This is a genomic window from Cupriavidus sp. 01L415 (assembly GCF_056400065.1).
The window spans coordinates 466,113-473,163 of sequence record NZ_JBFTSP010000003.1; the positions used below are offsets into that span (position 1 = coordinate 466,113).

The 7,051-nt window shown below is 59.7% G+C and carries 5 protein-coding genes and 2 pseudogenes; 5 read left to right on the forward strand and 2 right to left on the reverse strand.

The window, feature by feature from the left end; translation table 11 throughout:
* The first annotated feature begins 209 nt into the window (after positions 1–209).
* The 3 genes from AC1DOX_RS09900 (at position 210) to AC1DOX_RS09910 (ending at position 4,242) form a co-directional block, all read left to right on the forward strand.
* Positions 210–2,966, forward strand: coding sequence for a UPF0182 family membrane protein (locus tag AC1DOX_RS09900; RefSeq protein WP_441616141.1), 2,757 nt, complete (start codon positions 210–212; stop codon positions 2,964–2,966).
* Positions 2,967–3,127: 161 nt separating this feature from the next.
* A complete protein-coding gene (locus AC1DOX_RS09905) occupies positions 3,128–3,718 on the forward strand; it encodes a helix-turn-helix domain-containing protein (protein ID WP_441616139.1) in 591 nt (196 codons plus the stop codon).
* The gene (locus AC1DOX_RS09910; protein WP_441616137.1) at positions 3,715–4,242 is read left to right on the forward strand and encodes a GNAT family N-acetyltransferase; all 528 of its coding nucleotides are present in this window, start codon (positions 3,715–3,717) and stop codon (positions 4,240–4,242) included. The genes AC1DOX_RS09905 and AC1DOX_RS09910 overlap by 4 nt, the downstream gene beginning before the upstream one ends.
* 202 nt (positions 4,243–4,444) lie before the next feature.
* On the opposite strand, the pseudogene AC1DOX_RS09915 reads toward AC1DOX_RS09910, so the two are convergent.
* Positions 4,445–4,940 (reverse strand): annotated as a pseudogene (locus AC1DOX_RS09915) (YdeI/OmpD-associated family protein).
* Positions 4,941–5,455: 515 nt separating this feature from the next.
* Between AC1DOX_RS09915 and AC1DOX_RS09920 the strand changes: the two are divergent.
* Entirely contained in the window at positions 5,456–5,839 is a 384-nt protein-coding gene (locus tag AC1DOX_RS09920; RefSeq protein ID WP_441621959.1) for a copper resistance protein CopQ, read from the forward strand.
* 236 nt (positions 5,840–6,075) lie between these two features.
* Positions 6,076–6,681, forward strand: a complete 606-nt coding sequence (locus AC1DOX_RS09925) for a TetR/AcrR family transcriptional regulator (protein WP_441621958.1) — start codon at positions 6,076–6,078, stop codon at positions 6,679–6,681.
* Between the two features lie 225 nt (positions 6,682–6,906).
* On the opposite strand, the pseudogene AC1DOX_RS09930 reads toward AC1DOX_RS09925, so the two are convergent.
* Positions 6,907–7,051 (reverse strand): annotated as a pseudogene (locus AC1DOX_RS09930) (IS630 family transposase); the annotation flags it as partial.

Below are 7,051 nucleotides of genomic sequence, written 5' to 3' on the forward strand. Positions count from 1 at the left end.
CGGAGATTGTCCGGTGACGAACGCAATACCCATCGCCACCAAACCTACAATGGTTCACGTGGGCGACTTCACGCAGACGTTTGATTGATGCCGAATCGCGTCATCGCGGCTACCCCACAGGCATTGTCCCATGCCGCTGGCAGATCAGCATTGCGCCGACATCCGACCGCGGCAGGCCATGGATGGCGGTCCAGAAAGGAGCATGATCGATGCGCTCGCCCGGGAGGCCTGGCACGCGACTGCCAGGCATTGCCATCGCGGCTGGGGTCGTCATTGCTGGCCTGATCATGGTCGGGCGCGTCATCAGCTTGCTGATTGACTGGCTGTGGTTTTCCTCTGTCGGCTACGGCGACGTTTTCTGGACGATCTTTGTCACCCGTGCAGTTCTGTTCGGCGCCGTCTTCGCTGTTTCGGCGTACGCACTATGGACGTCAGGATGGTTGGCGCACCGCCATGCAAGGCGCCTGGGCACGCCGAGCGCGGACACGGTACTTCCGCCGGGGACGCCGGAAGTCCTGAGTGAACTGATCGGCGAAGTCGCGCAGCATCTTCGCTGGCGCACCGCCATCGCCAGCGTGGCCGTCGTGCTCGGGCTGCTCATCGCCACGGGTGATATCACTAGCTGGGACCTCGCGCTTCGTTTCATCAAGCAGGTGCCGTTCGGCAAGGCCGATCCAATCTTCGGCAAGGATATTGGCTTCTACCTGTTCTCGCTGCCTGCCTATGTCGCGCTCAGGAACTGGCTGCAACTGCTGCTCGGCGGCTGCGCGGGCATCGCCGCCGTGGTATATGGGTTGCGCGGCGACATCGCGGTCATGCTGCCACCGCGCAGGTTGTCACCAGCCGCCGCCACGCACGGTTCGATACTGCTGGGCTTGTTCTTCCTGCTGCAGGCCTGGTCTTACTGGCTCGATCGCTTTCTGCTGCTTTACGGCGACAATGGTGTCGTGGTGGGCGCCAGCTACACCGATGCCCACGTCCAACTGCCCGTGCTGTGGTTACTTGCGGCCCTCGCCGCCGCGGCCGCAGTCGCGATATGGGCCAATTTGCGTTGGCGCGACTATCGGGTTCCCGCTGTCTCGATACTGACGATATTCGGCAGCGCAATCGTACTCACCCTGATCTACCCGGCGCTGTTCCAGCGGTTCTACGTCAAGCCGAACGAACTGCAGCTTGAGACGCCGTATATCAGGAACAGCATTGCGTTGACGCGGGAGGCCTATGGGCTGGCGCGGATCACGGTAAAGCCGTTTCCAGCCGAACAAAACCTGAATCTCGCCGCGCTCGACGCCAATCGGGCAACCGTCGACAACATTCGTTTGTGGGACCTGCAGCCGTTGCGGGACACCTACGCGCAGTTGCAGGAGATCAGGACCTATTACCGCTTCCTTGCGACGGACATCGACCGATATTGGCTCAGTGCCGGCTACCAGCAGGTAATGCTGTCGGCGCGGGAACTGGAGCCATCGCTGCTGCCGGCCAACGCCCAGACCTGGGTGAACCTGCATCTCCTGTTCACCCACGGCAATGGCGTCGTCATGTCACCGGTCAAGGAGAAATCCGCGGAAGGCCTGCCGACCCTCTACCTGCAGAATATTCCGCCTGTCTCCACCGGCGGGCCGACCATCCAGGAGCCGCGGCTGTACTTCGGCGAAGGGGGCAAGGACTACGTCATCGTCAATGGCAGCACGCCCGAATTCGACTATCCCAAGGCCGAGGAAAATGTCTACACGACGTATCACGGGCGCGACGGCATTGCCATTGGCAACCTGGCGCTACAGGCGATCTTCGCCTGGCAATTCGTCGATCCCAATATCCTCGTAAGCGAGTATGTCGCGTCCGCGAGCCGGATCCTGCTCCATCGCAATATTCAGGATCGGGTGCGCACGATCGCGCCGTTCCTCACTCTCGACCATGATCCCTATATCGTCGTAAGCGACGGGCGCCTTTTCTGGATCCAGGATGCCTACACTACCAGCCGGTGGTTCCCGTACTCGCCGCCGGGTTCCGGGGATGGCGACAACTACATCCGCAACGCGGTCAAGGTGGTGATCGATGCCTACCATGGCACGGTCGACTTCTACGTCAGCGATCCTGCCGATCCGCTCGTGCAGACGTACCAGCTCATCTTTCCGGGCCTGTTCAAGCCTCTGGGCAAGATGCCGGAGACGCTGCGGCAGCATATCCGCTACCCTGAAGATCTGTTCCTGATCCAGGCGCAGGTCTATCGCGCGTACCACATGGAAGCGCCAGAAGTCTTCTACAACCGCGAGGATCTCTGGCAATTCCCGCGCAAGCTGGCCGACATCGACGCGGCGAAGGCTCCCGCCACGCCGATGATGCCCTACTACATGATCGTGCGGCTTCCCGCGGAGCCGCGTGCCGAGTTTGTTCTCATGCTGCCGATGGTGCCCAGCCGGCGCGAGAACATGATTGCCTGGCTGGCGGCGCGTTGCGATGGGCCCGAGTACGGCAAGCTCGTTGTCTACACGTTCCCCAAGGACAAGCTGGTCTACGGCCCATTCCAGATCGAGGCACGCATCCAGCAAAACACCGACATTTCCCAGCAAATCTCGCTGTGGAACCAGATGGGTTCGCGCGTCATCCGCGGCCACCTGCAGGTGGTGCCCATCGAAGGCTCGATTCTTTACGTCTCGCCGCTCTACCTACGCGCGGAGTCCGGGCAATTGCCTGAATTGAAGCGCGTGATCGTCGCCTATGGAGACCGCGTCGTCATGGAGGAAACGCTGGGCGCGGCCCTGGCGGCGCTCTTCAAGGAGGCGCCTCCAGCGGGGATCCCGCCCGGTAGCGCCGGCGGCAAGCGCGCACGCGACGCACTGGCCCATTACAACCGTGCCATCGAGCGATTGAAGGCGGGAGACTGGAGCGGCTTTGGCACGGAACTCGATACCCTGCGACCGCTGCTTGAAGCGCTCGGCACCGAAGGTTCCGATGGACGGAAATAACCTGCCTGCCCGACGGCAGCCTCCGGCCATGAAGATACATTGCGGCTCGCCCGTGAAAGCGGACATTGAGTGCGCATCTCATTGTGAATATTTGGCCACGTTGACAAGCTCAACATCGCGCATCTAGTATTCTGGATGATAATTCCAGAATACTAGATGGCATGGACATCAACACGATCATTGCTCGCCGCGTCCGAGAACTCCGCGACTCGCAGGGGTGGTCTCTTGACGCCTTGGCTGAGCGCAGCAAAGTGAGCCGCTCCAACATATCGCTCATCGAGCGGGGACAAAGCAGTCCCACGGCCGTCGTCCTCGATAAGCTCGCTACGGCGCTCAATGTCACACTCGCATCGCTGTTCGAGCAATCAAGTGCCCCCCTCATTGAGGCTTCGCCCATGTCGCGTGCCGGGGAGCAATCGATATGGAAAGATCCAGCGTCCGGTTATGTTCGGCGCAACCTGTCGCCTGTTGCTCCCTCGCCAGTTCAGTTAGTCGAGGTCAACTTCCCGCCAGGCCAGCGAGTCACCTACGACACGGGTGTGCGCGACGCCGAGATTCATCAGCAGGTCTGGGTAATCGAAGGCGCGATGCAGATGACTGTTGGGGAAAAGACCTGGCGGCTCGAAACCGGCGACTGCCTAGCGATGCGGCTGGACTGTCCTATCTCGTACTTCAATGCCACACGGAAACCCGCGCGTTACCTCGTTGCTCTGACAACTGTTGCTATCACTGATCGTAGGGGACACGGATGATTGCCAATGTGAGTGTGCGCCGCGTCGGCGCCAACGAAGCTGCTGCCCATGTCGATGCATTGGCGGACATACTTATCGATTGTGTCGAAGGCGGAGCCTCGGTGAGCTTCATGCTGCCGATATCGCGAGAGAAAGCTGTAGAGTTTTGGCACAAAGTCGCAGATGGAGTCGCGCGCGGCGAGCGTGTGCTTCTCGTCGCCGAGGATGGGGACGGACAGATTGTCGGTACTGTTCAGATCATCACCGCGCAGCCTGAAAATCAGCCCCATCGCGCGGATGTCGCAAAGATGTTGGTACATCGCAAGGCTCGGCGACGGGGAATCGCGCAACGTCTTATGGTGGCTGTGGAGGAGGCAGCGCGGGCGGAAGGGAAGAATGTGCTCGTACTGGACACAGTGACCGGCGGCGACGCCGAACGACTATATGAGCGTGCTGGATGGCAACGCGTTGGGGTGGTCCCGAAATACGCACTGATGCCCAACGGCGAGTTCTGTGGGACGACCTTTTACTGCAAGCAACTGTGATGGGGCCATTGAAGACGAGCGCAGACGTTGGCTGGAACGCCTGCTGCCGTACTGATCGAAGGCCGGCTGAGGGTAGGTCAAAGACGACCGTGGCCTAGCCGCGGGTAATCGGCCGAGGCCGGCCGTGGATTCAATGGGTCGATGCAACACTAGACGCTGCGTCAGCAGCGGAGGTGTTGAAAATGAAACAGAAGCGCAAGATCTATGGATAGAAGGTTTCGCCACGATTCAGCATGTTGACGAATTCTTCGATTTTACGCGCCCTTGTTTCTGGCTTTTTGGCATTCTGTACCCGAAACAGGATGGCGTAGCGGTTACGGCTGTTCAGTGTCGCAAATATAAGCAGCCTTCCAGCGGCCGTCCTTCCTAGCCTTCTCGATTTCGCACATGCCGGGTGGGTGCATTCTGCCTGCGGCGATCAGCGCTTCAGCCCTGTCTTTGTTGAGTTTGGACCAGATGCTTTTCGCGGAGCGTGGGGTGAAGCGTTGTAACCAGTATTTCTCGCTATCAGCCTGCTTCTGACCATCAATCCAGCCATAGCAGAGGGCGCTTTCCAACGCCTGTTCGTAGGTTACGGTTCGCTGCTCAGTGCCTTTTTTCGCTAGACGGAGCCATGCTCCGGTCGAAGTGCTGCCGTTTTGCCCTAACCAGCTTTCCCATTCGGTCTGACTGGTAAATGTTAGAGCGCATTCGGTCATGTCACTATTCTGAATGAATGGTTGAGTACATGTGCGGGGAAGGCGTCCGCAGTCTAACAGTGTTTATACGGACATCAACGTTGGTGCGACCAAAGACCGGTCGCTCAGTAGCCACCAGCCCGTCGGCTGGTTTGGGTCGACTAGTGGCGTTGGCGCACCATCAGGGACAAGTGAATTTTTCTTTTATTAATCAATAACTTATAGAAATTGTATGCGGCGATTAGAGCAAAACATCAAGCCTGTAGATCGTATTTCTACGAAAAGCGCTTGCTTATCTATCTAGTAGTAGATAATATTCAGGCCATGGAACGACGCGATGCACGAAGCCAACAGCAAAGCAGCCGATCCAGGCATTACAAGATTGCTTGTCAGTACCGGTAGCGGTCTTTTTTTAGGCTCGAGCATCTATCTATCAATAGATAGCTACGTAAAAAAGACCTCTGATTCGCAGCACAGACATGGCCCGACGATCCATCACACAAACCGAGATCGCCCGGCCCACTAGGGAGAGCACCATGAACGCCAAGACCATCCTCACCGCCGCCGCCCTCGCAACCGCCTTCGTCGCCGGTGCTGTGCAGGCCGCCCCCGCCGCCCAGAAGGCTGGCGAAATCTATGGCTACAGCTATCGCGTACAAGACCAACGTAGCGCCTTTACCGATGGCGCACGCCAAGGCAAGGTCGACACGTTCACCGAAGGTGCCCGCGTCGGCAAGGCCGAACCGTTCACGGACGGCGCCAAGATTGGCACGTTCGATCCGTACACCGATGGTGCCCGCATTGTTGCCGGTTTGGACCTTACTGGCGTGTCGGCTGAACCGGCGCGCAAGGTTGACCCGTACCTGGACGGCGCCAAGATCGGCAAGTTCGACCCGTACACCGACGGCGTCAATGCCTGAGTCCCATCGAGGGTAGCCGCCCGATAGCGATACCGGGCCGCGACCCTACCTGATTCCTGGAGTTTCATCATGAATTTGCGTGGCGGTGCGCTGATCCTGCGCGGCCGGGTGGTGCTCTGCCTGACCAGCGGAGCAGTGCTCTCGCTTGTTGCGCAGTCGCTGTCCATCTGAGTCGATTCCAGCGGACAAGCGAATAACCGGAGGGTCTCCGGCAAACCAAGCCGAAGACAGTTGTCATGAAAACGCATACCGTACGCGACCAATTGCTTGAGCATGCCTCCGTGCTAATCCGGCAACGTGGCTACAACGGGTTCAGCTATCGCGACCTTGCGGAACTGGTGGGCGTGAAGACCTCAAGCATTCACTACTACTTCCCGGCGAAGGACGATCTGGTGCTGGAGGTCGTGCGCCTCTATCGCGAACGCGGGCAGGCGCGCCTCACTGCCATCGATACCAGCCTGCCGCTGGCCGAACAGGCGCAGCGCTATGTCAATCCGCTGCGCAACGGCATCGAGCTGAACCAGATCTGCCTGGCCGGGATGTTGTCGGCCGAAGTGATGGCCCTGCCTGACACCATCCGCACGCTGCTGCAGGCGCATTTCCAGATGAATGAAGACTGGATCGCGAGCCTCCTGCACCGTGCCGAGATTGAACGTGGCCAGCCGTATCCGGTGCCGCCGCAGGTGCTGGCGAAGGTGCTGTATGGCGCGATCCAGAACGGCATCATCACGGCGCGGATGTCCGGCTCCACCGATCGCCTCGATGCCGCGGGGGACATGTTGCTCGGCGCCGTCGGTGGATCGCTGTGCGTGGCCGAGGAACACAAAGCCGTAGCCGCCTGATCACGGATGGTTTTGCGACACCTAGCTCAGGTGCCTGACGCCCGCCGTCCCGCTCTCGCGGCGGGCGTCCTTGTTGGTTTGACCGCCGGAGTCTTCCCGGCGGTTGCCTTTATCGGCCAGAGACGGTCGCGCTCAGCAGCGGGTCATCCGACCGAGTCCGGCCAGTAGCGGGCGTCGGACCCGCGCGATCGAGTGGCCGCTTCACAGCCATTCTGTGACGCCCCACTAGTGTCCTGTCCCACTAATACGTGAGCAAAGTCGGTGCAACTTTTCGAGAATCGAGTCGGCAGTAGCTGTCCAGCGAAATGGCTGGCAGTCCGCGTTGTAAGCGGTCACGAAATGATCGATGCGTTGGACCAACTGTTTGACG

Bases quoted from the DNA above. Each gene is read 5' to 3' on its own strand.
- AC1DOX_RS09900 (WP_441616141.1), top strand. From the start codon at position 210: ATGCGCTCGCCCGGGAGGCCTGGCACGCGACTGCCAGGCATTGCCATC.
- AC1DOX_RS09905 (WP_441616139.1), top strand. From the start codon at position 3,128: ATGGACATCAACACGATCATTGCTCGCCGCGTCCGAGAACTCCGCGAC.
- AC1DOX_RS09910 (WP_441616137.1), top strand. From the start codon at position 3,715: ATGATTGCCAATGTGAGTGTGCGCCGCGTCGGCGCCAACGAAGCTGCT.
- AC1DOX_RS09920 (WP_441621959.1), top strand. From the start codon at position 5,456: ATGAACGCCAAGACCATCCTCACCGCCGCCGCCCTCGCAACCGCCTTC.
- AC1DOX_RS09925 (WP_441621958.1), top strand. From the start codon at position 6,076: ATGAAAACGCATACCGTACGCGACCAATTGCTTGAGCATGCCTCCGTG.